The sequence below is a fragment of the Micromonospora sp. MH33 genome (genome assembly GCF_003013775.1).
In the GTDB taxonomy this organism is placed as follows: domain Bacteria; phylum Actinomycetota; class Actinomycetes; order Mycobacteriales; family Micromonosporaceae; genus Micromonospora; species Micromonospora fulviviridis.
This window is the reverse complement of record NZ_MUYZ01000047.1, coordinates 1-24775: the sequence shown is the minus strand read 5'-3', so window position 1 is coordinate 24775 and position 24775 is coordinate 1. Positions and strand designations below refer to the sequence as shown.

Annotated in this window: 29 protein-coding genes and 1 pseudogene; 17 read left to right on the top strand and 13 right to left on the bottom strand. The window is 73.0% G+C overall.

Annotation, left to right across the window (positions count from 1 at the left end):
* Window positions 1-714: a phosphodiesterase gene (locus B0E53_RS10695; protein WP_107075898.1), complete on the top strand. Its 714-nt coding sequence runs from the start codon at window positions 1-3 to the stop codon at window positions 712-714.
* On the opposite strand, the gene B0E53_RS10690 is transcribed toward B0E53_RS10695, so the two are convergent.
* Complete coding sequence (locus B0E53_RS10690) at window positions 689-904, bottom strand: hypothetical protein (RefSeq protein WP_107075897.1); 216 nt, start codon at window positions 902-904, stop codon at window positions 689-691. The genes B0E53_RS10695 and B0E53_RS10690 overlap by 26 nt on opposite strands.
* 478 nt (window positions 905-1382) lie before the next feature.
* On the opposite strand from B0E53_RS10690, the gene B0E53_RS10685 reads away from it, so the two are divergent.
* Genes B0E53_RS10685 through B0E53_RS10675 form a run of 3 tightly spaced genes read left to right on the top strand, consistent with a single transcriptional unit; the run spans window position 1383 to window position 3004 of the window.
* Window positions 1383-2474, top strand: coding sequence for a 3-deoxy-7-phosphoheptulonate synthase (locus tag B0E53_RS10685; protein ID WP_107075896.1), 1092 nt, complete (start codon window positions 1383-1385; stop codon window positions 2472-2474).
* A 53-nt stretch (window positions 2475-2527) separates the two neighbouring features.
* The gene (locus tag B0E53_RS10680) at window positions 2528-2752 is read left to right on the top strand and encodes a hypothetical protein (RefSeq protein WP_091318923.1); all 225 of its coding nucleotides are present in this window, start codon (window positions 2528-2530) and stop codon (window positions 2750-2752) included.
* A gap of 42 nt (window positions 2753-2794) precedes the next feature.
* A complete protein-coding gene (locus B0E53_RS10675) occupies window positions 2795-3004 on the top strand; it encodes a hypothetical protein (RefSeq protein WP_107075895.1) in 210 nt (69 codons plus the stop codon).
* Between the two features lie 60 nt (window positions 3005-3064).
* Here B0E53_RS10675 and B0E53_RS10670 read toward each other — a convergent pair whose 3' ends face one another.
* The 3 genes from B0E53_RS10670 to B0E53_RS10660 are packed head-to-tail and all read right to left on the bottom strand — an operon-like array spanning window position 3065 to window position 4260.
* Window positions 3065-3604, bottom strand: a complete 540-nt coding sequence (locus tag B0E53_RS10670; protein WP_107075894.1) for a DUF1360 domain-containing protein — start codon at window positions 3602-3604, stop codon at window positions 3065-3067.
* Window positions 3605-3637: 33 nt separating this feature from the next.
* Window positions 3638-3961, bottom strand: coding sequence for a hypothetical protein (locus tag B0E53_RS10665; RefSeq protein ID WP_107075893.1), 324 nt, complete (start codon window positions 3959-3961; stop codon window positions 3638-3640).
* Window positions 3961-4260 carry a DUF6158 family protein gene (locus tag B0E53_RS10660; RefSeq protein ID WP_091318915.1) on the bottom strand — a complete coding sequence of 100 codons (300 nt, stop codon included), beginning with the start codon at window positions 4258-4260 and terminating at the stop codon, window positions 3961-3963. The genes B0E53_RS10665 and B0E53_RS10660 overlap by 1 nt, the downstream gene beginning before the upstream one ends.
* Before the next feature lie 122 nt (window positions 4261-4382).
* On the opposite strand from B0E53_RS10660, the gene B0E53_RS10655 reads away from it, so the two are divergent.
* A complete protein-coding gene (locus B0E53_RS10655) occupies window positions 4383-4802 on the top strand; it encodes a hypothetical protein (protein WP_107075892.1) in 420 nt (139 codons plus the stop codon).
* 24 nt (window positions 4803-4826) lie between these two features.
* Window positions 4827-5156: a DUF3817 domain-containing protein gene (locus B0E53_RS10650; protein ID WP_107075891.1), complete on the top strand. Its 330-nt coding sequence runs from the start codon at window positions 4827-4829 to the stop codon at window positions 5154-5156.
* Between the two features lie 9 nt (window positions 5157-5165).
* Here the strand turns inward: B0E53_RS10650 and B0E53_RS10645 are convergent, their stop codons facing one another.
* The gene (locus tag B0E53_RS10645) at window positions 5166-5684 is read right to left on the bottom strand and encodes a DUF6232 family protein (RefSeq protein ID WP_107075890.1); all 519 of its coding nucleotides are present in this window, start codon (window positions 5682-5684) and stop codon (window positions 5166-5168) included.
* Between the two features lie 491 nt (window positions 5685-6175).
* Between B0E53_RS10645 and B0E53_RS10640 the strand changes: the two genes are divergently transcribed.
* Window positions 6176-7144: a C40 family peptidase gene (locus B0E53_RS10640; RefSeq protein WP_107075889.1), complete on the top strand. Its 969-nt coding sequence runs from the start codon at window positions 6176-6178 to the stop codon at window positions 7142-7144.
* Window positions 7145-7216: 72 nt separating this feature from the next.
* On the opposite strand, the gene B0E53_RS10635 is transcribed toward B0E53_RS10640, so the two are convergent.
* From B0E53_RS10635 to B0E53_RS10620, 3 genes are all read right to left on the bottom strand, one after another.
* Entirely contained in the window at window positions 7217-8206 is a 990-nt protein-coding gene (locus B0E53_RS10635; RefSeq protein WP_210406019.1) for a sigma-70 family RNA polymerase sigma factor, read from the bottom strand.
* Window positions 8207-8666: 460 nt separating this feature from the next.
* Entirely contained in the window at window positions 8667-9614 is a 948-nt protein-coding gene (murQ, locus tag B0E53_RS10625; protein ID WP_107075886.1) for an N-acetylmuramic acid 6-phosphate etherase, read from the bottom strand.
* Window positions 9611-10525, bottom strand: a complete 915-nt coding sequence (locus B0E53_RS10620) for a MurR/RpiR family transcriptional regulator (RefSeq protein WP_107075885.1) — start codon at window positions 10523-10525, stop codon at window positions 9611-9613. Before B0E53_RS10620 ends, murQ begins: the two co-directional genes overlap by 4 nt.
* A 309-nt stretch (window positions 10526-10834) precedes the next feature.
* Between B0E53_RS10620 and B0E53_RS10615 the strand changes: the two genes are divergently transcribed.
* Window positions 10835-11569, top strand: coding sequence for an SDR family NAD(P)-dependent oxidoreductase (locus B0E53_RS10615; protein ID WP_107075884.1), 735 nt, complete (start codon window positions 10835-10837; stop codon window positions 11567-11569).
* Here B0E53_RS10615 and B0E53_RS10610 read toward each other — a convergent pair.
* Entirely contained in the window at window positions 11554-12285 is a 732-nt protein-coding gene (locus tag B0E53_RS10610) for a dTMP kinase (protein WP_107075883.1), read from the bottom strand. The genes B0E53_RS10615 and B0E53_RS10610 overlap by 16 nt on opposite strands.
* Here B0E53_RS10610 and B0E53_RS10605 point away from each other — a divergent pair.
* The 4 genes and pseudogenes from B0E53_RS10605 to B0E53_RS37490 all read left to right on the top strand — a co-directional run bounded on the left by B0E53_RS10605 (window position 12198) and on the right by B0E53_RS37490 (window position 14207).
* Window positions 12198-13019, top strand: a complete 822-nt coding sequence (locus B0E53_RS10605) for a nucleotidyltransferase (RefSeq protein WP_348639653.1) — start codon at window positions 12198-12200, stop codon at window positions 13017-13019. The two genes, B0E53_RS10610 and B0E53_RS10605, sit on opposite strands and share 88 nt — an antisense overlap.
* 56 nt (window positions 13020-13075) lie before the next feature.
* Window positions 13076-13285 carry a hypothetical protein gene (locus tag B0E53_RS10600; protein WP_225853614.1) on the top strand — a complete coding sequence of 70 codons (210 nt, stop codon included), beginning with the start codon at window positions 13076-13078 and terminating at the stop codon, window positions 13283-13285.
* Between the two features lie 10 nt (window positions 13286-13295).
* A pseudogene (locus B0E53_RS10595) lies at window positions 13296-14073 on the top strand (metallophosphoesterase).
* The gene (locus tag B0E53_RS37490) at window positions 14064-14207 is read left to right on the top strand and encodes a GPGG-motif small membrane protein (RefSeq protein ID WP_168215290.1); all 144 of its coding nucleotides are present in this window, start codon (window positions 14064-14066) and stop codon (window positions 14205-14207) included. Before B0E53_RS10595 ends, B0E53_RS37490 begins: the two are co-directional and overlap by 10 nt.
* Before the next feature lie 123 nt (window positions 14208-14330).
* Here B0E53_RS37490 and B0E53_RS10590 read toward each other — a convergent pair whose 3' ends face one another.
* Complete coding sequence (locus B0E53_RS10590) at window positions 14331-15107, bottom strand: M23 family metallopeptidase (protein WP_107075879.1); 777 nt, start codon at window positions 15105-15107, stop codon at window positions 14331-14333.
* Window positions 15108-15368: 261 nt separating this feature from the next.
* On the opposite strand from B0E53_RS10590, the gene B0E53_RS10585 reads away from it, so the two are divergent.
* The 5 genes from B0E53_RS10585 (at window position 15369) to B0E53_RS10565 (ending at window position 21602) form a co-directional block, all read left to right on the top strand.
* Entirely contained in the window at window positions 15369-16709 is a 1341-nt protein-coding gene (locus tag B0E53_RS10585; RefSeq protein ID WP_107075878.1) for an ABC transporter substrate-binding protein, read from the top strand.
* 70 nt (window positions 16710-16779) lie between these two features.
* Window positions 16780-17829, top strand: a complete 1050-nt coding sequence (locus B0E53_RS10580) for a sugar ABC transporter permease (RefSeq protein ID WP_107075877.1) — start codon at window positions 16780-16782, stop codon at window positions 17827-17829.
* A gap of 1 nt (window position 17830) precedes the next feature.
* Window positions 17831-18793, top strand: coding sequence for a carbohydrate ABC transporter permease (locus tag B0E53_RS10575; protein WP_107075876.1), 963 nt, complete (start codon window positions 17831-17833; stop codon window positions 18791-18793).
* Between the two features lie 61 nt (window positions 18794-18854).
* Window positions 18855-19925, top strand: a complete 1071-nt coding sequence (locus tag B0E53_RS10570; protein ID WP_107075875.1) for a LacI family DNA-binding transcriptional regulator — start codon at window positions 18855-18857, stop codon at window positions 19923-19925.
* 36 nt (window positions 19926-19961) lie between these two features.
* Window positions 19962-21602 carry a glycoside hydrolase family 13 protein gene (locus tag B0E53_RS10565; RefSeq protein WP_107075874.1) on the top strand — a complete coding sequence of 547 codons (1641 nt, stop codon included), beginning with the start codon at window positions 19962-19964 and terminating at the stop codon, window positions 21600-21602.
* 85 nt (window positions 21603-21687) lie between these two features.
* On the opposite strand, the gene B0E53_RS10560 is transcribed toward B0E53_RS10565, so the two are convergent.
* The 3 genes from B0E53_RS10560 to B0E53_RS10550 form a co-directional block, all read right to left on the bottom strand.
* Window positions 21688-23103: an MFS transporter gene (locus tag B0E53_RS10560; RefSeq protein WP_107075873.1), complete on the bottom strand. Its 1416-nt coding sequence runs from the start codon at window positions 23101-23103 to the stop codon at window positions 21688-21690.
* A gap of 53 nt (window positions 23104-23156) precedes the next feature.
* The gene (locus tag B0E53_RS10555) at window positions 23157-24266 is read right to left on the bottom strand and encodes a DUF5925 domain-containing protein (protein WP_246835333.1); all 1110 of its coding nucleotides are present in this window, start codon (window positions 24264-24266) and stop codon (window positions 23157-23159) included.
* Window positions 24267-24306: 40 nt separating this feature from the next.
* On the bottom strand, window positions 24307-24775 hold a 469-nt coding region (locus tag B0E53_RS10550), incomplete at its 5' end, for an FGGY-family carbohydrate kinase (RefSeq protein WP_246835332.1).

Below are 24775 nucleotides of genomic sequence, written 5' to 3'. Positions count from 1 at the left end.
ATGGCCTCCCCCGCATCGTCCGCGGTCGAACGCGCCGCCGCCGCGCTGGCCCGGCTCCGGCACGCCCGGCTGCTGCATCCCGCCGGCCGCACCTTCTCCGCCGAGGTGCTGATCTGGGGTACGCCGGGCCCGCCGACCGGCGTGCCGCTGCTCGACCTGCCCGGCCGGTGGCCGGCGACCGTGCGGCTGTCCAAGGGCGTACCGACCCCGGGAAGCTGGCCGGACGTGCTGGGGGTGGGTGTCCGGCTGCACCGTGACCCGGAGCCACCGGTGGACCTGCTGGCCAGTTCCAGCGGGGCGGCGCCGGTGCTGCGTCACCTGCCGCTGCCCCGGCGCGGCTTCACCGGGACGTACAGCTCGATCATGTCCTTCCGGGCCGGTCGGCGGCGGCTGTACCTCGCCGTGCTGGCCGACCCGGACTCACCGGAGCTGGGCCGCGGGCTGGCCGAACTCCCGGCGGCGGCCGGCGACGACGGGCCGCGGCTGGTGCTCGCGGTGGCCTCGGCGGTCGGGCCGTGGCGGCCGTTCGGCGAGGTGCGGCTGGCCGGCCGGCGCGACGCCCGGGAGGACGCCGCGCTGGCCTTCGATCCGATCGGCAACGTGCCGCCGGGCCTGCGGGTGGCCGGTCCGCTGGCCTGGTTGCGGGAGACCACCTACCGGGGTTCCCGGCGGGGCCGGGGTGTCCGGCTCAGTCGGGCGGCTCGACGGGGGTGACGGTCTGCTCGGAGGTCCGGTGCTCCAGCACCGTGTCCGGGGCGGCGTTCCGGTCCTCCTCCCGGATGTCCGATTCGGTGAGGATGGCGTCGGCCTGCGCCTCCGGGTCCTCGCTGCCCACCGCCGCCTCCTCGGGCAGCAGGTGGGCGCGGGACTCGATCCGGTCCTGATCGCTCTGGTCGTGACTCATGCCGTCCTCATACCCCCGCCTGGGCCCGGCGGAACCCCGCGCTTCCCAGGATGCGGTACGCGGAGCAGATCCTTCCCGCCGCCATTCGCACACCCGCGACGGCCCGGACGACCGCCCGTCTCCCATCATTCGGGATGGATCATCGGCCGGATCGGGCGATCACCCGCGCGGACGGCCCGCGGACACGTGCCGTGCCGCCGGAGTTACCCCTCGTTCCATCGACCGGGGTTAACATGAGGCGCGGCTTACCCGACGAGCGGGTGAGACCCACCCCTCCCGTCGGGTACGCTGGCGGGCGTGACGCGGTCGTATCGATGGTTTAGGCAGCCGGCTGGAGGAGCCGGTGACTCGACCATGAGCTGACGTCACTCCTCTTAGAGCCGGCCGGGCAGGGATCATTCCCTGCCCTTTCGCGTACGAGCAGCCGGCTCGATCCCGGGCGCCGGCCCCGGGCACGGTCGGCGAAAGGAACCCCACCGTGACGACGACCCCGGACGTCCATCGGGTCATCGACCAGCGGATCGACCGTGTCGTGCCGCTGACCACCCCGGCCCTGCTGCACCACCACCTGCCGCTCGAGAAGTCCCTCGCCGAGGCCGTGGTGGCCGGTCGACGTGCCGTCGGCCGGGTGCTGGACCGCGCCGACGACCGGCTGCTGGTCGTGGTCGGCCCCTGCTCGGTGCACGACCCCGCCGCCGCCCTGGAGTACGCGGCCCGGCTGCGCCAGGCCGCCGACCGGCTCGCCGACGACCTGCTCGTGGTGATGCGGGTCTACTTCGAGAAGCCGCGCTCGACCGTGGGCTGGAAGGGCCTGATCAACGACCCGGGCCTGGACGGCTCGGGCGACGTGAACACCGGCCTGCGTACCGCCCGGGCGCTCCTGCTCGACGTGGTGCGGCTGGGTCTCCCGGTGGGCTGCGAGTTCCTCGACCCGATCACTCCGCAGTACATCGCCGACACGGTGGCCTGGGGCGCGATCGGCGCGCGGACCGTGGAGAGCCAGGTGCACCGCCAGCTCGCCTCCGGCCTGTCCATGCCGATCGGCATGAAGAACCGCCCCGACGGCAGCATCGGCACCGCGGTGGACGCGATCCGGGCGGCCGGTGTCCCGCACGTCTTCCCCGGCATCGACGTCTCCGGCACCCCGGCGATCATGCACACCCGGGGCAACGCCGATGGTCACCTGGTGCTGCGCGGCGGCGGTGGCCGGCCCAACTACGACGCGGAGTCGGTGGCCGGGGCGCTGGACCTGCTGCGCGCGGCCGGGCTGCCCGAGCGGGTGGTGGTCGACGCCAGCCACGCCAACAGCGGCAAGGACCACCGCAACCAGCCGCTGGTCGCCGCCGACGTGGCCGCCCAGCTCGCCGCCGGCCAGCGCGGCATCGTCGGCATCATGCTGGAGAGCTTCCTCCAGCCCGGTCGGCAGGACCTCGACCCCACCCGCCAACTGGAGTACGGCAAGTCGGTGACCGACGCCTGCATCGGCTGGGACACCACCGCCGAGGTCCTCGACCACCTCGCCGCCGCCGTCCGCGCCCGCCGCGCCACCCTCCCCACCCCCGCCTCGTGACCAACGCGTCGACCGGGGGGTTTGACCGATTCGGGCCGGGGTAGCTGACCGGCGTGACCGATGACGCGCCCGTGACCGAGCAGCCGGACACCCGGCCGCTCGACGAACTGCTCGACGACATCTACCACGGCCAGGAGCGGATCAGTCAGGCGGACATCTACCGTCGGGCGGTGGCCGCCGAGCTGCCCGCCGAGCTGCTCACCCGGATCGCCGCCCTGCCGCAGGGCGAGTACGCGGTCGACGAGGCGGCCGACCTGCTCGGCGGGACGGTGGCCTGAGCCTTCCGGCGGACGCGGCCCGAGCACGGAGAGGACAGCGCGATGACCGACCGCAACGAGGAACACGAGCACCCCCCGGCGCTCGGCCAGCCCCCCGAGGGCATGGACACGCTGCCGGAGACCGACTTCGCCAACGAGCACGAGGAGACCGCGGTCGCCGACGACATCATCACCGGCGACGACCGCGAGGAGCGGGAGCCCGAGGCGTCGCGCGGCTGGGCCGGCGAGGACCACGGCACCACCCCCACCTGAGCGGACCCGAACGCGGAAGGGGGCCGGCGCGGCGCGCCGGCCCCCTTCCGCGTCGTACGGTCACTCCTCGCGGTGGTCGCCCTCGGCGGCCTGCTGCGCCACCGCGTACCCCATCTGGAGGAAGTCCGAGGCGGCCACCGCGGTCAGCGCGGTGGCGACCAGCCGGGTCAGCCGGGGGGCCAGCACCAGCCCACCCGTGAGGCCGGTGGCGACCCAGACGGCCAGGCAGAACGGGCAGCTCACCAGCTCTCCGACGGCGTGCCGGGTCGGGCTGCCCTGGTCGCGGACCTGTTCCATCACCTCGCCGCTGCCGATCGGGTGGTCGTAGCGGGTGAAGGGCGCGCGCAGCGGACTGGTGATCGCGTCCTTGGAGAGCAGCCGGCTCAGCTTGTGGGTCGCGATCGAGAGCAGCACCACGTCGCCGGGCGCGGGCCGCTCCGGCACCGGGCGGCCGGTCGCCTTGACCAGGCCGACCAGCGACGCGGTGACCGCGCCGTACGTGCCCATCGCCACCAGGTAGCCGCCCAGCGGCCGGTGCTCGTGCGGCGCGTACGCCTGGCGCAGCCGCGCCACCTTCTGCCTCAGGCCACTCCCGGTCAACCCGGCCTCCTCGATCGTCGTGCCAGCGCCGGCTCAGCCGGCGGTCAGGTTGTCGGCCACCTCGCGGGCCAGGCTGGCCAGGATCTCGTCGGCCATCCCGTGGTCGGTGCCGGCCAGGTCCAGCCGGACCCGGGCGCCCCCGGCGTCGGCCGGCTCGACGTCGATGTCCGCCGACCAGCCGGCGGACTCGGAGCTCCAGCGGGCCCGCATGTCCTCGGCGTCGACCACCTCCACCCGGTGCGTGCCGGAGCGGCGCAGCTCCTCGGGCAGCCAGGCGGCCGACCGGTCCGGGTCGGTGGCGGTGTTGAAGACCACCTCCGGCGGCGCGGACATGCCGCGCTCGGCGTGGCTGGCCATCAGGCGTCCCGCAGCCGGCTCGGGTCGACCTCCCGGCCCGGGTGCCGCGCCAGGTACTCGGTCTCCAGCTCGGCGGTGCGCCGCAGGTGGTTGGCGAGCGCCGAGTCGGTGGCGTGCCGGAGGGTGTCGAGCCGGGTCCGGTGCAGGCTCTGCATCTCCCGGATCAGGTCCTCGTCGCCGAGGTCGGCGGGGTCCACCCCGAGCAGCTCACCGTCGACGTCCTGGGTGCGGGCGTGATCGCCGTCCCACTCGGTCACCCGCTGCTCCGGACTGGCGTCGCGGCGTACTGATTCGGTCATCGTCGCCCCCTCGTCTCGTTCGGGCTGGCGTCTAGACGGATGCCCAGCCGGGGTGCCACCAAACCCCACCCACCTACGACACCGCGTCGGAGAGGGCCGGCGGGCCCGGTACCCTCGATGGCATGAAGCGGCTCTGGACACCGGCGTGGATCGCCCGCCACGTGGCCATGGTCGTGCTGGTGGTGGGCTTCCTCGGGCTGGGCTGGTGGCAGGTCACCCGGGCCGCCGGGGGCAACACGCTGAGCTTCGGTTACGCGATCGAGTGGCCGGTCTTCGCCGGCTTCGTGGTCTTCGTGTGGTGGCGTGAGCTGCGGCACACGCTGCGGGCCACGCGCGAGGAGCGGGCCACCCCGGCGCCGCCGGCGGCCGCCGGATCGGAGCCGGCCGTCGCCACCCCGGCGGTACGCCGGCCGGTGCGGGTCAGCCGGGTGCCGGCCGTACCGGTCGGTGGGGCGGACGACGGCGAGTTGGCCGCGTACAACCGCTACCTTTCCTGGTTGAACGCCAACCCGGGCGCGAAGCCCGGCGACTATCCCGGCTGAGGCCGGTGCGGAAGGACGGACACGGTGGGCGGAGCCCTTACCCGGTACCGCGTGATCGCCTGGATCGTGGGCGTGGCGCTGGTGGTGCTGGTCCTGATCGGGATGCCGCTGAAGTACGGCTTCGACAACCCGACCGTGGTGGCCGTGGTCGGCACCGCGCACGGCTGGCTTTACATGATCTACCTGGCGCTCACCTTCGACCTGTCGCGCCGGGTCGACTGGCCGCTGAAGCGGATGCTGCTGGTGATGCTCGCCGGCACCGTGCCGTTCGTCTCGTTCTACGCCGAGCGCCGGGTGAGCCACTGGCTGGCCGCCGAGCAGCCGGCCCGGACCCCGGAGCCGGTCGCCGGCTGACCGGGGCGGTCAGCGGTTCGGCCGCCACGCGGCGGCCGCTGGCGGGTCCGTCCAGCCGCCGTGGCGTACCCCCTCCCGGGCCCGTTGCAGGGCCCGGGTGACCTGGCCGAACTGCCGCTCGTCGTCGCTGCTGAACAGCAGCACCTCGGCGCCGCCGAGCCGCCCCCACAGCTCGTACGCCGGGGGCCGCCAGCGGTCCCCGGCCAGCACGAGCAGCAGCGGCAGCAGCCCGACCGCGCCCAGCGTGAGGTACGCCGCCGCGGTGAGCCGTTGCAGCCCGCCGGTGAAGCCGAGCAGCACGCCGACGGCGCCGATCAGCGCGGCGGAGACGGCGACCGCCCGGAGGGCGAGCCGGTCGTGCGGACCGCGGGCGGTCCAGAGCTGGGTGATGTCGGCGACGGGCCAGCTGTTGCGGCCGACGGTGAAGCGCTCGCCGGTGACGACGATGCCCGGCCGGGCGTAGAGCAGGGTCGGTGTGCTCGCGCCCGGGGACCGGGGCGGGCGGGTGGTGGAGCCATCGGTCTGCACGGCGGCCTCCCGGGGATCGCGGGCCGGGCCTCCACGTCGTCGGCGTTGCCGGACGGCGGGATTCCCGGGCTCCGCGCCTCATTGTGTTGCGGGCACGCCACCCCGGCCCGGCGTTTTCCCTGGCCACCCGTCCGCCGGCGGGAGAGCGTCCCGCCGGGAAAGCGGAGCGATTTCCGCCTTTGTCATGACTTGGCGGCGCGCTGCCTGGCGACATCCGCCCAGAACGACGAATCGGGCCAGTGACGCGTTCCGCCCACCCGGCGCGGGCGCGGCGACAGCCCGCCCGGAACCGGTCACGAAGCGTCATGGGCACCGGTGGCACTTCCTGACACTTTGCCAACTTTCGCCCCTGCTTCAACTGCCCGTCACTCCGGTCACGGGTTAGGTTGGGCAGGCCGGTCCGGTCGACCGCCATCCACCAGGGTGGCCCCGGGCCGGTGTCGCCGGGTCGCGCGCGCCCCGGCGAGGAGTCGGAGAGGAGCCTTCCGCTCTTGTCGTCCTTACGGATCCTGCTGCGCTCACTGGCGTTGGCCGGCCTCTCGGCCGCGCTGCTCGCCCCGGCGTCGGTGGCTCGGGCCGAGCCCACCCCCGCCGAGCTGACGAAGCAGATCGAGAAGTCCTCGACTGAGCTGGAGCGAATCGTCGAGTCGTACAACAAGCTCAACGAGGAGATCAAGGCCAACAAGGCCACCGCGGCCACGTTGCAGGCCAAGATCGGCCCGTTGCAGGAGCAGGCCGAGCGGAGCCGGGCCGATGTGGGCGCCCTCGCCGCCACCGCGTACAAGACCGGGGGCATGCGCACCGCGCAGGCCCTGCTGGAGCCGGGCGGGCCCGCCACGCTGCCGGACCGGCTGGGCACCCTGGACCAGCTCACCCGCCAGCGGCAGCAGACCATCGCCGGGTTCACCGACACCCAGCGCCGGCTGATCGACCAGAAGACGCGGCTGGACGCCACGCTGGCCCGGGAGGCGGCGCAGGCCAAGCAGCTGGTCGCCGGCAAGAAGAAGATCGAGGCGGACCTTGCCCGCCTCTACGAGCTGCGCCGGAAGGCGTACGGCCGGGCCACCGAGGCGCCCACGCCGTCCAGCTCGGCCGGCAGCGCCCCGGCCGTCTCGGGCTCGGCCGGCGTGGCCGTGCGCTACGCCTACGGTGCCATCGGCAAGCCGTACGTCTACGGCGCCGACGGCCCGTCCGGCTACGACTGCTCCGGCCTGACCTTGGCGGCCTGGCGGGCCGCCGGCAAGTCCCTGCCGCACAACGCGGCGATGCAGTGGGACGCCACCACACGGATCAGCCGGGGCTCACTGCAACCCGGCGACCTGGTGTTCTACTCCGGCCTCGGCCATGTGGCCATCTACGTGGGCAGCGGCCAGATCATCGACGCGCCCAGCGCGGGCCGCAACGTCAACAAGCGGGGCATGGACATCATGAGCATCGCCGGCTACGGCCGGGTGCGCTGACCCCCGACAACAGCGAACGGCCGGCGTCCCCCTATCGGACGCCGGCCGTTCGTCGATTCCATTACTACCAGCTCAGGCCGCCTGCAGCCCCTCGGCGCGGGCCAGCTCGCGGAGCCGGCCGAGGGCCTGGATCTCCAGCTGGCGGATCCGCTCCCGGGAGAGCGAGAACCGCGAGGCGACCTCGGTCAGCGAGTGCTCGCGCCCGTCCTCCAGGCCGTAGCGGGCCCGCATGATGCCGGCCGAACGGTCGTCGAGGTGGTTGAGCAGACCCTCGATCCGCTGCCGCTCCAGGCCGGTGAGGACGATCTCCTCCGGCGACGGGGCGTCGCTGTCGGCGACCAGGTCGCCGAGGTTGGTGTCGCCGTCGTCGCCCACCGGGGTGTCCAGCGAGACGGTGTCCTGCGACCAGCGGCGCAGCTCGTTGACCCGCTCGACGGTGACACCGAGTGAGGCCGCGATCTGCTCCGGCTCCGGGTCGCTGCCCAGCTCACGGGTGAGCTGCCGGGTCACGTTGCGCATCCGGTTGACGTCCTCGACCAGGTGCACGGGCAGCCGCACCGTGCGCTCCTGCTGGGCGATCGCCCGGCTGATGGCCTGGCGGATCCACCACGTCGCGTAGGTGGAGAACTTGTAGCCGCGCTCGTAGTCGAACTTCTCGACCGCCCGGACCAGGCCGGTGTTGCCCTCCTGGATCAGGTCCAGCATGGGCATGCCCGAGCGCACGTAGCGGCGGGCGATCGAGACGACCAGCCGCAGGTTGGCGCGGATGAACAGGTCCTTCGCGCGCTCACCCTCGGCGACCAGCCGCTCCAGGTCCTCCCGGTCGACGCCGTCGGGGACGCGGTCCTCGCCGAGCAGGTGCTCGGCGTAGAGGCCGGCCTCGATCGCCTTGGAGAGGTCGACCTCCTTGGCGGCGTCCAGCAGCGGCGTCCGGGAGATCTCGTGCAGGTAGACGCCGACCAGGTCCCGCTCCTCGGCGACCTCGTCGGTACGCATGCCGATGTTCTTGTCCACGATTGCCACGGTCCCCTCGCTCGCGCCGGTTGCCCGGTTCCTTGCCATCCCCACGTTCATCAGCCCTCCCCGTAACCTCCGCTGTGCCCGTAGGTGCTGACACCTACACAACAGATGAGACGCGTCGGGGATTCCATGTCGTGAGTCGAAACTGTCACGAATGCCTGAGTAGTAGCTGAGAGCCCGGTCCATGTTTGCTGTCAGGACCCCTGCTCGGGCGGCCCGCGTACACCCCGGTCGAGGGGCGTCGGAGCTGCGGCGTCGTCGTCCGCCCATGGAATCGCACCATTGCGAATTCCATGAACACAGCGACCCGCGTCACCGCGACATTGCGATCCTGGTCACTGGGAGATACGCGTCCGCCGCCCGGTCGGTTCAGCCACGGGTGAGGATTACCCCACGCCTGGTGGAACAATCCGCAGCGCGCGGGACGTCCCCTCCCGCCACGTGACACGCGTCGCACCGGCGGCGCGGGCGCGGCCGGGAGGGGAGCCGGCGGGCGGCGGCGTCAGGAGGAGAGCAGGGCGAGCGCGCCGCGTACCTGGTCGGCGGAGCGGGCCAGGGCGGCCCGGGCGGCGGAGACCTCGGCGCCGGACACCAGCGAGACGAGGGCGGTCTTCAGGTCGCCGTCGGCCTCGTTGAGGGCGCTGCGGCAGACCTCCTCGGCGCAGCCCGTGGCCTCCATGAGGATCGAGATCATCCGGCCGCGCAGCTTGGCGTTGGTGGCCACCATGTCGATCATGAGGTTCGAGTAGACCCGACCGAGGCGCACCATCACGGCCGTGGAGAACGTGTTGAGCACCAGCTTCTGCGCGGTGCCCGCCTTCATCCGGGTCGACCCGGTGACCACCTCGGGTCCGGTGTCCACCCCGATGAAGACGTCCACCGACCCGGCGGCATCGGCCTCCGGATTGGCGCAGAGCAGCACGGTCGCGGCCCCCTGCGTCCGGGACGCGGCGAGCGCCCCGAGGACGTACGGGGTGCGCCCACTGGCGGCCAGCCCGACCACCAGGTCGCCCGGGCGTACGCACTCGGCGGCCTCGGCGGCGCCGCCGCGCTCGTCGTCCTCGGCGTCCTCGACGGCCCGCCACATGGCCTCGGGGCCGCCGGCCAGGTGGGCGCAGAACCAGTGCCGCGGCGAGTTGAAGGTGGGCGCCAGCTCGGCGGCGTCCAGCACACCGAGGCGGCCGGAGGTGCCGGCGCCGAAGTAGTGCACCCGGTTCCCGGCGCGCAGCGCGGCGACGGCCAGGTCGACGGTCTCGGCGATCTCGTCGAGGACGGCGGCCACCGCGGCGGGCACCCGCCGGTCCGCCTCGTTGATCACGGTGAGCACGTCCCGGGTCGACATCAGGTCGAGATCGAGGCTGTGCGGATTGCGCCGCTCGGTGGGGGCGCCGACCCGGACCACGGGCCGCACCGCCGCCATCTCGTCCCGCTCCAGCCGTCCTGCCGTCATGCCCGCCTCCGGCCGGCGCCCACCCGGTGCGACCGGACCGCCTCGGCGGTCGCCTCCAGGGCCTTCCTGGCCTTGGTCCGGTTCCGCGCGGCCACCCCGACGAAGAGGCAGTCGACGACGGTCAGCTGGGCCAGCCGGCTGGCCATCGCGCCGGAGCGGTAGGTGGTCTCGCGGGCCGCGGTGGTCAGCACGTGGTCGGCGACCTCGGTGATCGGCGAGCGGGGGAAGTTGGTCAGCGCGACCGTGGTGGCGCCCCGGGCGCGGGCCTGTTCGAGCACCTCGATGACGTCGGAGGTGGTGCCGGTGTGCGAGATGCCGACCGCGACGTCGCCGCGGCCGAGCAGGGCGGCCGAGGTGAGCGCGGTGTGCACGTCCGGGAAGTAGAAGGCGGTGCGGCCGATGCGGTGCAGCTTCTGCTGGAAGTCCGAGGCGACGAAGCCGCTGGCGCCGGCGCCGTAGACGTCGATCCGGCCGGCCGCGACGATCGCCTCGACCACCTGCTCGCAGACGGCGGGATCGAGCTGCTCGGCGGTTTCCTCGACGGCCCGCGCGTCGTTGAACGCGATGGTGGCGATGATCTGCGCCAGGTCCGCGCCGGGCGGGATGTCGCCGCCGACCACCCGGGCGTCCGGTGGCTCGACCCGGCGGGCGGCCTCGGCGGCGAGCCGGATGCGCAGCTGGGGGTAGCCGTCCATGCCGACCGACCGGCAGAACCGGATTACGGTGGCCTCGGATGTCTCGGCGGCAGTGGCGAGGTCGGTGATGGTGCGCCGGGCGGCGTCGGCCGGATCGGAGACGACCAGCCGGGCCACCCGCTGCTCGGCCGGGGACAGCGAGGGGAGCAGGCCGCTGATGTGGACGATCAGTCCACCGGGCTCGTGACTCGCAGAAATCTTCGGACTCTTCGCCACGGATGAAACTTACTTTCACGAGGCGTGACCGTCAACCATGACGGCGCGTATCGGGAAAAGTACCGCCTTCCGCGCCCGCCTTCCGCGCCAAGGGTCCCATTCCCGCAGCCCTGCCGCCTCCTCCGCTGCGGTCGACTCCGCCCCGCCGGCCGACGGGCGGCTCGGCCGTCGCGCCCGCCGTACCCGCCGGACGGCCTGGCCGAGGTCACCGGTCGGCCGGCCGCGCACTCCGACCGGCATCGACCAGCGTCGACGGGCCGGATCGGGACCCGGTCACCGCCGGGCCGGCCGGGCGGCTAGCGTGTGCCCATGGCGGAGCGGACGGTGCTGGTGACCGGGGGCACGGGCGGGCTGGGCGGCGCGGTCACCGCCGCCTTCCTGAAGGCCGGCTGGCGCGTGGTCGTACCCGAACGGGAGGGTGGCGAGGCGGCCGCCGGGCCGGTCCGGCTCCGAGGAGAGCCGTCGCTCGGCGCCCCTGACGCCGCGCGGCGACCTGAAGTCGTCGCCGCGGACCTGCTCGACCCCGCCGGGGCCGCTCGGGCGGTGGCCGTCGCCGCCGCCGAACCGGCCGCGCCGCTGCGTGCCGTCGTCAACCTGGTCGGCGGGTACGCCAGCGGCGGGCTGGTGCACGAGACCCCGATCGAGGAGTTCGACCGGATGCTGCGGATCAACCTGCGCCCCACCTACCTGGTCACCCAGGCCGCGCTGCCGCACCTGGTGGCGGCCGGCGGCGGCGCGGTGGTCTGCGTGTCGGCGCGGGCCGCGGTGGCCCCCTTCCCCGGCGCGGCCGGCTACGCCACCGCGAAGGCGGCCGTGCAGGCCTTCGCCAACGCCGTGGCCGTGGAGTACCGGCAGCGCGGGGTGCGCTGCAACACGGTGCTGCCCAGCGTGATCGACACCCCGGCCAACCGGGCCGCCCAGCCGGACGCCGACCACCGGCGCTGGGTCCCGCCGGCCGAGATCGCCGCGGTGATCCGCTTCCTGGCCTCCGATGAGTCGGCGCCCACCAGCGGGGCGAGCGTCCCGGTCTACGGGCGGGCTTGAGCCGGCACCGGTTCGCCGCGCCCCGCCCCGCCGGACGGCGGTCGGGTGTCGCCCGGGTCCGGACCGGCCGGCGGGGGCGGGTCGCCGGGGAGCCACTCGGTCAGGTGCGCGCGGATCCGGCCGGACACCTCCTCCGGGGTGCCGCTGCCGTCCACCACCACGAAGCCGCCGTACTCCGGCAGGTTCCGGTACGCGCTGGCCGCGGCGCTGAGCCACTGCATGCTCTCGTGGTCGGTGCCGCGCCGCTCGATCCGCCGGTACGCCTCGGCCGGGTCCACGGTGAGCAGGAAGGTGACCCGGGGCGACGGGAAGACCCGGTAACCGGCCCGGGCCAGCCGCTCCCACCGCTGCCCGCCGTGCGCCCGGATGCTGGCGTACTGGCAGGCGGACCAGCGGTCCATCACGGCCGTCCGGCCGGTCGCCAGGCAGCTCAGCAGGGCGAGCGCGATGGCCAGCCAGCGGAGCACGGACTCCAGGGCGAGCAGTCCGTTGCGCCCGACGAGCCGCTGCGCGTCGGGCCGGCCGACCCGCTGGGCCAGCCGGCCGAGCCAGCGGCGGCCGCCGGCGTTGCGGTGGTAGGTGGCGGGGTGGCCCGCGGCGGTGAGCGCCTCGGCGAGCCGGTGGGCCTGTGTGGTCTTGCCCGAGCCGTCGATGCCGATCAGGGCGACGGCGCGCAGTCGGGCCCTGCCGCGCCGCACCCGCAGTGACCTGGCCACCCTGCCGAGGTTATCCGACCCGCGCTCGCCTTCGCCGTTTTGTCCGCATCTGTCCCCGGCACGTCGGGCCGCGCCCGCTACAGGTGTGGCCGACCCGTTCGCCGGGTACGCAACTTCATTCCCACCGCCACCTACGACGACGGGAGACCCAGATGGCCGAGCGCGGGGACGAGACCCTGGTGCACACGCTGAAGAAGGTCGCCGCCGTGCTCAAGCAGTCCGAGATCCCCTTCGCGCTGGGCGGCAGCTTCGCCGTGTACGCCCACGGCGGCCACTCCAGCGACCACGACGTGGACTTCCTGATCCGGCACCAGGACGTGGACCGGGCCCTGGAGGCCCTGGTCGACGCCGGCTTCACGGCCGAGCGTCCGCCCGAGGACTGGCTGGTCAAGGTCTACGACGAGGGCCGGATGGTGGACCTGATCCACCGGCCGATCGAGACCCCGGTGACCGAGGAGACCTTCGCCGACACCATCGTGCGGCCGGTCGACGCCATCCACATGCCGGTGCTCTCGGCCAGCCAGCTCATGGTGCACAAGCTGCTCAGCTTCTCCCAGCACTACTGCGACTTCGCCCGGGCCCTGCCGCTCGCCCGCTCGTTGCGGGAACAGATCGACTGGGAACGGGTACGGAAAGAGACGCAGCACTCGCCGTACGCCGAGGCGTTCCTGGTGCTGCTCGACCGGCTGGACGTGCTGCCCGGCGGCGCGCCCGGAGGAAGGGAGACCCCGTGACCGAGCACCACGGCGGCGGGCCGCCCGACGAGTACGTCGAGGCGGAGATCCAGAGCATGTTGGCCGAGGACCCGGACGTCGCCGAACAGGGCATCACCGTGGTGCGCCGCGAGCGCGGCCTGGTGCTCTACGGCGAGGTGGAGAGTCCGCACCGGCGGGAGGAGATCCTTCGCCGCGTGGCCGAGCGCTTCCCGGACCTGCCGGTCACCAGCGACATCGGCGTGATCCGCACCCAGGCCCCCACCCAGGTCGAGGAGCTGCCGTGAGGGAGGTTCGATGGTGATCCGCATCGCCGCCGTCGGCGACGTGCACCTGGACCAGGACGTGGTCGGCCGGTTCCGGCCCGCGCTGGAGGAACTGCCCGACTGCGCGGACGTGCTGCTGCTCGCCGGGGACCTGACCCGGCACGGCACCGAGTCCGAGGCGCGGTGCGTGGCGCAGGAGTTCGGCGACCTCGGCGTGCCGGTGGTCACCGTGCTCGGCAACCACGACCACCAGTGCGACCAGGTGCCGCAGGTGGTCAAGGTGCTGGAGGACGTCGGGATCACCGTGCTGGAGGGGACCGGGATCGTGCTGGAGTGCGCCGGCCGGCGGCTCGGCGTGGCCGGGGTGAAGGGCTTCGGCGGCGGGTTCGCCGGACGGTGCGCCAGCGACTTCGGCGAGCCGGAGATGAAGGCGTTCGTCCGGACCACCAACGAGAGCGCGGACGCCCTCGGCACGGCGCTGCGCGGGCTGGACTGCGACCTGCTGGTCGCGCTCACCCACTACTCCCCCGTGCCGGACACCCTCGCCGGCGAGCCGCTGGAGATCTACCCGTTCCTCGGCTGCTACCAGCTCGGCCAGGCGATCGACTCGGCGCCCACCGCGCTGGCCCTGCACGGGCACGCCCACCACGGCAGCGAACGGGGCACGACCCCGGGCGGCGTACGGGTCCGCAACGTGGCGCACCCGGTCATCAAGCAGGCGTACAGCATCTTCCATGTGGGTGATCATCTCGACTGAGAACCAGGTTTCCCGGATCCGACGGACGGGTATCCAGCCGACATGGAGCTGATTCTCTGGATTCTCGCAGTCGTACTGGTGGTCGCCGGCATCCTCGCGCTCTTCCGCCGGCAGATCCTTTGGGGCGTCGTCCTCATCATCGTCGGCCTGTTGGTCGGCCCGGGCGGCGTCAGCATCTTCAGTTAGCCGTCGACCTCCACCAGCCCTGACCCGCCGGGGTCGTCGGGCCCGAAGCTCCGTCCTCCCAGACAGGAGCGTCCGGGCCCGGCGACCCCGGCGCTGTGCTGCGGGCCGGATTCCCCGCCCGTTTCAGCAGCGGGGCACGCCCGGGATGTAGCCGTCGTAGCCGGTGTAGACGTACGCGTCGGAGATGAACCGGCCGGAGCCGATCCGGTCCCAGATCGAGCTGGTGCCGTAGGTGCCGGTGACCGAGGTGCCACTGGTCTGGCAGTAGATGGTGACGCTCGCACCGTCGGCCACCGTGCCGACCGCGCTGTAGCCGGTGCCCGGGCCGGACCGGACGGTCAGCGCCACGCCGGAGGTGGTGTTGACGGTGCCGGCGCCCGTGTTCGACCCGGCGCAGCCGTTGTCGCTGGTGTAGGTCTTGGTGCCCCAGTAGAGGGCGAGCGCCCCGTTGAACCGGACCTGGATGTCGTTGCCGTTGAGCCGCTGCTCGTAGTGCAGGTGCGGGCCGGTCGAGCCGCCGGTGCTGCCCACGTAGCCGATCACCCGGCCGTAGCCGACGGTCTGGCCGACCGACACGTTGAAGCTGCTCAGGTGGGCGTAGTAGGTGGTGTAGCCGTTCCCGTGGTCGATCCGGACGTACTTGCCGTAGCTGGTGCCGCCGAGGTCGGTGACCCGGTCGACGGTGCCGGGCGCGCTGGCCACCACCGGGTCGCCGAGGTCGTCCGTGCGGTTGAAGTCGATGGCGTATGCCGGGCTGTGGTCGGACCGGGTCTGGCCGGACCAGGACTGGTTGCAGGGGAACGGGACCTTGAACGTCGGCGCGGCCATGGCCGGGGCCGCCGGCACCAGGGCCACGAGGACGGCCGCCACCGCCGCGAGGCTGAACCAGCGCTTGCGCATCCATTGCCTCCTATGTTGAAAGTTTTCGATCCGCTCCGGACAGCGTGGCAGAAAGTTCCATTGATGGGAAGAGGGGTCGTCGCGGGCCGTCAGCGGAGCGTGGGAGCGTGCCCACGGCCGGTGAGCGGGTTTCCGGATTGTTACCGGGCCGTGTCCGGTAGGGGGTGGACCGCACGGGATGCAAGCGCTTACATGTGGGGACGACCATCGGACCGGCGCGGGTTCGATTTCCCCCACGCGCCGGCAAGGAAGGAGATCGGCATGGCGTTTGCCAGATCGCGCCAGGCTCTCGCGATCGCCGGCGTTCTGGGGCTGGCGCTCGGCGTCACCGCCTGCGGCACCGGCAACGACAAGAAGAGCGGCAACGCGAGCAAGCCCGAGTGCGCCCCGTACGAGAAGTACCAGGGCCACGACGGCAAGAAGGTGACGATCTACTCGTCGATCCGGGAGATCGAGGCCGACCGCCTCGACCAGTCCTGGAAGCAGTTCGAGGACTGCACCGGCATCAAGATCGACCACGAGGGCAGCGCCGAGTTCGAGGCGCAGCTGGGTGTCCGCGTCGACGGCGGCAACGCCCCCGACCTGGCCTTCATCCCGCAGCCGGGTCTGCTCAAGCGGTTCGCCGACGCGGGCAAGCTGAAGCCGGCCGGCGCCGACACCAAGGCCATGGCCGAGCAGAACTACTCCCCCGACTGGCTGAAGTACAGCACCGTCGACGGCAAGTTCTACGGCGCGCCGCTGGGCTCCAACGTGAAGTCCTACGTGTGGTACTCGCCGAAGACCTTCAAGGAGAAGGGCTGGAGCGTCCCGACCACCTGGGACGAGCTCATCTCCCTGAGCGACAAGATCGCGGCGAGCGGCACCAAGCCGTGGTGCGCCGGCATCGAGTCCGGTGACGCCACCGGCTGGCCGGCCACCGACTGGATCGAGGACGTCATGCTCCGGACCGCGGGTCCGGAGGCCTACGACCAGTGGACCACCCACGGCATCCCGTTCAACGACCCGCAGGTCGCCACGGCCGTCGACAAGGCCGGCTCGATCCTCAAGAACGAGAAGTACGTCAACGGCGGCTTCGGCGGCGTGAAGAGCATCGCCACCACCTCCTTCCAGGAGGCGGGCACGCCGATCCTCAAGAACAAGTGCGCCCTGCACCGGCAGGCCTCCTTCTACGCCAACCAGTGGCCGAAGGGCACCAAGGTGGCCGAGGACGGCGACGTCTTCGCGTTCTACTTCCCGGCCATCGACCCGGCCAAGGGCAAGCCGGTGCTGGGCGGCGGCGAGTTCGTCGCGGCCTTCGCCGACCGTCCCGAGGTCCAGGCGGTGCAGACCTACCTGGCCTCCGGCGAGTACGCCAACAGCCGCGCCAAGATCGGCGACTGGGTGTCGGCGAACAAGAAGCTGGACCTGAACAACGTCCCCAACCCGGTGGACAAGCTCTCCGTGCAGATCCTTCAGGACCCGAAGACCGTGTTCCGGTTCGACGGTTCGGACCTGATGCCGGCCGCGGTCGGCGCGGGCACCTTCTGGAAGGGCATGGTCGACTGGATCAACGGCAAGGACACCACCACGGTGCTGAACGGCATCGATAGCAGCTGGAAGTGATCTGAGGCGGTGGCCCGGTCCGCGACGCGGGCCGGGCCACCGCCCGCAACCGAACCCTGAGGGAGGGTCGATGGAGTTCGACTTCGCGGCGGAACAGCCGAAGTTCCTCATGCTGATGTACGGGCTGATCGCTTTCGTCGCGGTCGTGGGCGGGCTGCTCCTGCTCCTCGACGTGGTGCCGGCCTGGTTCGCCCGACGGCGGGAGGCCCAGCTCGTCGCGGCCTCGGCGAGCGGCGCCCCGCTGCCCCGCCGCCGCAAGCAGCGGGAGGGGGTCTTCGCCCTCTTCTTCCTGCTGCCGACGCTGCTCCTGCTGACCATCGGGCTGGTGGTGCCGGCGATCCGCACCACGCTGCTCTCGCTCATGGACAAGGACAGCGTCAACTGGGTGGGCCTGCGCAACTACGGCTGGATGTTCTCCGAGCCCTCGATCGTCCGGGTCCTGATCAACACCCTGGTCTGGGTGCTCCTCGTGCCCCTGGTGGCCACCGCGTTCGGCCTGCTCTACGCCGTGATGGTGGACAAGGCCCGGTTCGAGGCGGTCGCCAAGTCGCTGATCTTCCTGCCGATGGCGATCTCGTTCGTCGGCGCCAGCATCATCTGGAAGTTCGTCTACGCGTACCGCGGCGACGGCGAGGAGCAGATCGGCCTACTCAACCAGATCGTGGTCAGCCTCGGCGGCGAGCCCAAGCAGTGGCTGCTCGAGTCGCCGCTGAACACGCTGCTGCTCATCGTGATCATGATCTGGATCCAGGCCGGCTTCGCCATGGTGGTGCTCTCCGCGGCGATCAAGGCCATCCCGGCCGACATCGTCGAGGCGGCCCGCCTGGACGGGGTCAGCCCCTGGCAGATGTTCTGGCAGATCACCATGCCGAGCATCCGGCCGGCGCTGATCGTGGTGGTGGTGACGCTCTCCATCGCCACGCTGAAGGTCTTCGACATCGTCCGGACCGCCACCAACGGCAACTACGACACCAGCGTGATCGCGAACGAGATGTACAACCAGGCGTTCCGGTACGGCGAGCCGGGGCAGGGCTCCGCCCTCGCGGTCTTCCTCTTCGTCCTGGTGATCCCGATCGTGATCTACCAGATCCGTAACCTGCGTCAGCAGCGGGAGGGCTGAGATGACCACCGCCACGCCCACCGTCCCGGCCGGCACACAGGCCACCGGGCAGACCACCCGCGTCGCCCGGGTGCGCAAGCGGCTGAACAGCCGCACCGCCACGCTGGTCTCGATCGTCATCGCGCTGCTCTGGACGATCCCGACCTTCGGCCTGTTCGTCTCCTCGTTCCGGCCCGAGGACCAGATCAAGACCACCGGCTGGTGGAACTTCTTCAGCGACCCGCAGTTCACTTTGGAGAACTACCGGGAGGTGCTCTTCAGCACCTCCTCCTCGTCGGGGCAGCTCGCCAGCTACTTCATCAACTCGCTGGCGATCACCATCCCGTCGGTGCTCTTCCCGCTCGCCTTCGCGTCGCTGGCCGCGTACGCGCTGGCGTGGATCAACTTCAAGGGGCGGGACTGGCTCTACATCGCGATCTTCGCGATGCAGATCGTGCCGCTGCAGATGGCCCTGGTGCCGCTGCTGAAGTTCTTCTCCACCGGCGTCACGGTCGCCGGGATCCAGGTGCTGCCCGCCTGGGACCTGGTCGACGAGCAGAAGTTCGCGCAGGTGTGGTTCGCGCACACCTGCTTCGCGCTCCCGTTCGCCGTGTTCCTGCTGCACAACTTCATCTCGCAGCTGCCGGGGGACCTCATGGAGGCGGCCCGGGTCGACGGGGCCACCCACCCGAAGATCTTCCGCACCATCGTGCTGCCGCTGATCACGCCCGCGCTGGCCGCGTTCGGCATCTTCCAGTTCCTCTGGGTCTGGAACGACCTGCTGGTCGCGCTGATCTTCGCGGGTGGCGGCAACGAGACCGCCCCGCTGACCGTCCGGCTCGCCGAGATGGCCGGCACCCGGGGCAACGAGTGGCAGCGGCTGACGGCCGGCGCGTTCGTGTCGATCGTCGTACCGCTGATCGTGTTCCTGTCCCTCCAGCGCTACTTCGTGCGGGGCCTGCTCGCCGGCAGCGTCAAGGGCTGATCCGCTGCTCCGCCGCCGCCGGACCCCGGCGGCGGCGGGCGCGGCTCGGAGCGGGGAACCAATGACGAAGATTGACGATGTCGCCCGCCTGGCCGGGGTCTCCACAGCCACCGTCTCCCGGGCGCTGCGCGGCCTGCCGACGGTCTCGGCCGCGACGCGGCGCCGGGTCCTCGCCGCCGCCGAGCAGCTCCAGTACGCGGTCTCGCCGAGCGCCTCCCGGCTGGCCGGCGGGAAGACCGGCACGGTGGCGGTGGTGGTCCCCCGGATCACCCGCTGGTTCTTCGGCACCGTGGTCGAGGCGGTCGAGGACTTCCTCCACCAAAACGGCTACGACCTGCTGCTCTACAACCTGGGCGGGCGGGAGCAGATCCGGCAGCGGGTGCTGCGCCCGGCCAGCCTGCACAAGCGGGTCGACGCGATCATCCTGGTCGCCACCCCGCTGCGCCCGGCCGACCTGACCGCGCTGACCAAGCTGGCCCTGCCCGGCGTGACCATCAGCTCCGGCAGCGGGGTGCCCGGCTGGCCCTGCGTCCGGATCGACGACGTGGCCGCGGCGCGGACCGCCACCCGGCACCTGCTCGACCTCGGCCACACCCGGATCGCGCACATCTCCGGCGACCCCGACGACGAGTTGGCCTTCACCACCCACCTGGACCGGCGGCGCGGCTACCAGGAGGCGCTGCGCGCGGCCGGGCTCCGGCCCGACCCGAGCCTGGACGTCGAGTCGCAGTTCACCGTCGACGGCGGCACCCGGGCCACCGCCGAGCTGCTGGCCCGGGGCGAACCGCCGACCGCGATCTTCGCCGCCTGCGACGAGATTGCCATGGGCGCCATGACCGCGCTGCGCGACGCCGGGCTGCGGGTGCCGCAGGACGTCAGCGTGATCGGCATCGACGACCACGACCTGGCCGGGGTGCTCGGGCTGAGCACCATCGCCCAACCGGCCGCGGAGCAGGGTCTGCTGGCCGCCCGGATGCTGCTCGACCCGCTGGGCGGGCGCGCCGTCGACCCGTACGCCAGGCTGGTGCCGGCGCCGCGCGGCCCGGACGCCGACGACGGGCCGCCGGCGTCGGTGATCCTGCCCACTCGCCTGGTGGTGCGTGAATCGACCGCGCCGCCCCGGGCAAACTGAACGGATTCGTCCCGCACGCACGACAGGGAGAAGGCGCTGAACACCGACGCGACGCAGCAGGACCCGGCCACCGGCTGGTGGACCGAGGCCGTCATCTACCAGATCTACCCGCGGTCGTTCGCCGACTCCAACGGCGACGGCATCGGCGACCTCCCCGGCATCACGGCCCGCCTCGGCCACCTCAGCGAGCTGGGGGTCGACGCGATCTGGCTGTCGCCGTTCTACCCCTCGCCCCAGGCCGACGCCGGCTACGACGTGGCCGACTACCGGGACGTCGACCCGCTCTTCGGCACCCTGGCCGACGCCGACAAGATGATCGCCGAAGCGAAGGCGCGCGGCCTGCGGGTGATCGTCGACCTGGTGCCGAACCACACCTCCTCGCAGCACCGCTGGTTCCAGGCCGCCGTCGCGGCCGGGCCGGGCAGCCCCGAGCGGCAGCGCTACGTCTTCCGCGACGGCAAGGGCCCGCAGGGCGCCGAGCCGCCGAACGACTGGGAGAGCGTGTTCGGCGGGCCGGCCTGGACCCGGCTGCCGGACGGCCAGTGGTACCTGCACCTGTTCGACACCGGCCAGCCGGACCTCAACTGGGACAACCCCGAGGTGCGGGCCGAGTTCCTGGACATCCTCCGGTTCTGGCTGGACCGGGGCGTCGACGGGTTCCGGGTGGACGTGGCGCACGGCCTGATCAAGCAGGCCGACCTGGCCGACTGGCAGGAGCCGCAGGAGATCCTCTCCGGTCAGAACGTGGACAAGCCGCTCCCGCCGATGTGGGACCAGGACGGCGTACACGACATCTACCGGGAGTGGCGGCGGCTGCTCGACTCCTATGCCGGCGAGCGGATCCTGGTCGCCGAGGCGTGGGTGGAGCCGGCCGAGCGGCTGGCCCGCTACGTACGGCCGGACGAGATGCACCAGGCGTTCAACTTCGAGTACCTGCTCGCCGCCTGGACCGCCCCCGCCCAGTACGCGGTGATCACCCGCTCGCTGGAGGCCACCGACGCCGTCGGCGCCCCGACCACCTGGGTGCTGTCGAACCACGACGTGGTCCGGCACGCCTCCCGGCTCGGGCTGGCCATCGGCGGCGGGCGACCCAACGGCATCGGCATCGGCGACCCGCAGCCCGACGCCGCGCTCGGCCTGCGCCGGGCCCGGGCGGCCAGCCTGCTGATGCTCGCCCTGCCCGGCTCGGCCTACCTCTTCCAGGGCGAGGAGCTGGGCCTGCCGGAGCACACCACGCTGCCCGACGAGGCCCGGCAGGACCCGACCTGGGAGCGCAGCGGGCACACCCAGCGCGGCCGGGACGGCTGCCGGGTGCCGATCCCGTGGGAGGCCGACGCCCCGTCGTACGGCTTCGGGCCGACCGATGCGAGCTGGCTCCCCCAGCCGCCGGTCTGGGCCGAGTACGCGCTCGACCGGCAGCGCGGGGTCGACGGCTCGACCTACGAGCTGTACCGGACCGCGCTGCGGCTGCGCCGCGAGCACGGCCTGGCCCGGGGGCCGATGCGCTGGCTCTCCTCCGGCGACGAGGTGCTCACCTTCACCAACGGCGGGCTCACCGTGCTCACCAACTTCGGCGCGGAGCCGGTGCCGCTGCCGGCCGGCGCCGAGGTGCTGGCGTCGAGCGCCCCGCTGGACGGCGGGGTGCCCACCGACGTGACCGTCTGGTTCCGCGCCTGACGCCGGTGCGCCACGCATCACCGTGAAAGGGGTGGTCGCCCGCTGCCGGGCGGCCACCCGTTCGCCGTCGCGGGGGGCCCACCGGTCAGAGGCGGTCGGCGCGGGCGTGCAGCAGGTCGTGGACCTGGGCGATGTCCCGGGGCGAGGTGCGGGCGGCGAGCCAGTACATGACGCCGGTCGGGATGAAGAAGAGCTGGAACGCGGCCAGCCCGACGGCGTAGTTCAGCGGCGGCGGGAAGGCCGCCCGCAGCGCCTGGAAGGCCACCCCGACCAGCCCGTTGCCGGCCGCCCGGCCGACCCCGTTGACCAGGTTGCCGAGGCTGTAGACCGTGCCGCGGTGCTCGGGCGGGTTGACATCGGCGATCAGCGCGAACCAGTTGGGCGAGTTGGCCGAGGTGAGCGCGAGGGCGAGCACGGCGGTGAGCAGGCTCAGCCCGACCGTGGGCTCGGTGAACACGCTGGCCAGCACCGCCGCGATCACCGCGCCGGAGCTGCCGCCGTCCGGCACGTCGATCCGGATCGGCACGAGGAACAGGACCAGGTAGAACGGCACGGCCGCGAGGATGCCCACCGCCGCGACCAGGGCCCGGCCGCTCGGCGTACGCCGTTGCAGCGCGTCGCCGGCCAGGCCGCCCACGATCGACAGCACCCCGCCGAGCTGGAACAGGGTGGCGAAGACGCTGCCCACCACCACGGCGGTGGCCGCCGAGTAACCCTGCGCCTCGGCCCGCTGGCTGAACAGCACCGGCAACCAGACCAGCGAGCCGAACGCCGCCTGCGCGGTCAGCCCCTGGAGGACCAGCCAGCGGTTGGTCCGCCGGGCCAGGATCCGGGGCAGGTCGGCGCGGCTGATCCGGTAGTCGTACTCGCCACCGGCGTCGAGTGCCGCGGCCAGCTCCGGCTCGCTCTGCCCGCGCCGGATGTCGTACGTGAACAGGTACGCCACGGCGGCGACCAGGCCGACGACGGTGAGCACGAGGAACGGCCGCCGCCAGTCGGTGGCGCCGAGCAGCCCCCCGGTCAGCGTGCCGGCGAGCGTGCCGACGCCCTGGGACAGGCCCCAGAAGCTCATCACCAGGCCGCGGCGGCGGGGCGAGATCAGGTCGGTGACCACGGAGAAGCCGACCGAGCCGACCGCGCCCAGCCCGACCGCGGCGACCAGTTGGGCGGCCAGGAACGTCGGGTAGTGCTCGGCCAGGGCGCTGCCCCCGGTGCCGGCCGCCCAGATCAGCGTGCCGACCATGAGCAGCGGCTTGCGGTCGGTCCGGTCCCCGACGTACGCCCAGGCCACCGCGGCGACCGCGCTGACCAGGAAGCTGACCGCGGTGACCAGGCCGAGCAGCCGTTGCGACACGCCCAGCGCGCCGGAGATCGACCCGTACAGCGGCGGGACCAGGCCGATGGCCACGTTGTCCAGCGAGGCGAGGACCACGAACACCACCACGCTGTAGAACCGGTGCGCCGCGTTCCCCCGCCGGGAGACCCTCGTGCCGCTGCTCATGCCGGGCAGCCAATCAGGTGCGGGTCACGGCCGGAACACGGACCCCCACCCGGTCAGAGGTAGCCACCGATCTCGACCGGCACCGCGCCGGCCGGCGACGTCCCGGCGCGCAGCCCGTACAGCTCGGCGAGGGTGGCGCCCTGCGGCGGGACGCCGGCGGAGGTGCCGAGCCAGCCGGCCGCCTCGGCGTGCGACAGCGGGCCGACCTCGATCCGGGCCAGGCAGCGCCCGGGCCGGGTCACCGCCGGGTGCAGCCGGGAGAGGTCCTCGTTGGTGGTGATCGCGACCAGCACGTTGCGCCCCTGGCCGAGCAGCCCGTCGGTCAGGTTCAGCAGCCGGGACAGGGCCTGCCCGGTCGCCTGCCGGGCCTCCCCCCGGATCAGCTCGTCGCAGTCCTCGAGGATCAGCAGCCGCCAGCGACGGGGCTCCTCGCCGTCGTCGCCCTCCTCGTCATCCCCCACCGCCACCTCGGCGAGATATGCGGGATCGCCGAAGAGCACCTCGGGGTCGAGGACGCAGTCCACCTGGCACCGCTCGCGCCACTCGCGGGCGAGCGCGCGCAGCGCCGTGGTCTTCCCGGTGCCCGGCGGCCCGTGCATGAGCAGCAGCCGACCGGCGACCGTCTCGGGCGTGGCCACCATCAGGGCGTCCAGCCGGGTCGCCGCCGGGGCCGGATAGTTGGCCCGGATGTCGGCCCAGGTCGGCGTGGTGATCCGCCGGGTGTCCCGCTGGGCTCCCCGGCGGGCGTTCTGGTGCCAGAAGCCGATCGGTCCGGTGTCCGGCTGCACCGGCTCCGCCCCGCCCGTGACGATCTCGTCCAGGACGGCCGCCCCGGTGGCCTCGTCGATGGCGGTGACCGTCACCTCCGCGCCCCGGCCGCGCCAGTTCACCACCCGTACCGTCCAGCCGTCGCCACCGGCGAGCCGGGCCACCCGGTTGCGCTCGATGGCCGTCCGGGTCAGCGCCGCCCGCTCGGGCACCAGCCGGGCCCCGGCCCGGACCTTGGCCAGGCGGACGGTCCGTGCCCAGGGGTGGCGGCCGGTGACGAAGTCGGTCAGCAGCAGCGTGTCGATGACGTCGCCCGGGCTGTCGACGTCGTCGTACTGGAAGACGGGCAGCGGGCTGGGCCGGGCGGCGTCTCCGGGCGGGGAAGTCGGTGGCACGCCACGATGATCCCCGCCGGTCGACCGCCCGGCATCCCGTTTATCCCCGCACCCGGTCGACGACCCGGTCCCGGGCGAGGGCGTAGCGCTCGCGGATGTCGGGCACGCCCGGCGACGCGTACTCCTCGGTGTCGCCGGGCGACCAGGTGGGCGGCGCCGCCCCGCCCAGGGCGACCCAGGCGGCCTGGCGGGCGGCCCCGTCGGCGACGTACTCCCCGGGCGGGGGCACGACCACGGGCCGGCCGAAGACCTGCGGGGCGATCCGCCGGACGGCGGCGGAGCGGGCCCCGCCGCCGACCAGGATGATCCGGTCGGCGCGGGCGCCCTGCGCGGTCAGCGCGTCGAGGCCGTCGGCGAGCGCGCAGAGCATGCCCTCGACGGCGGCCCGGGCCAGGTGGGCCGGGGTCGAGGTGCCCAGGGTCAGGCCGTGCAGCGCGCCGGTGGCGGTGGGCCGGTCGGGGGTCCGCTCGCCCTCCAGGTACGGCACCATGACCAGCCCGTCGGCGCCG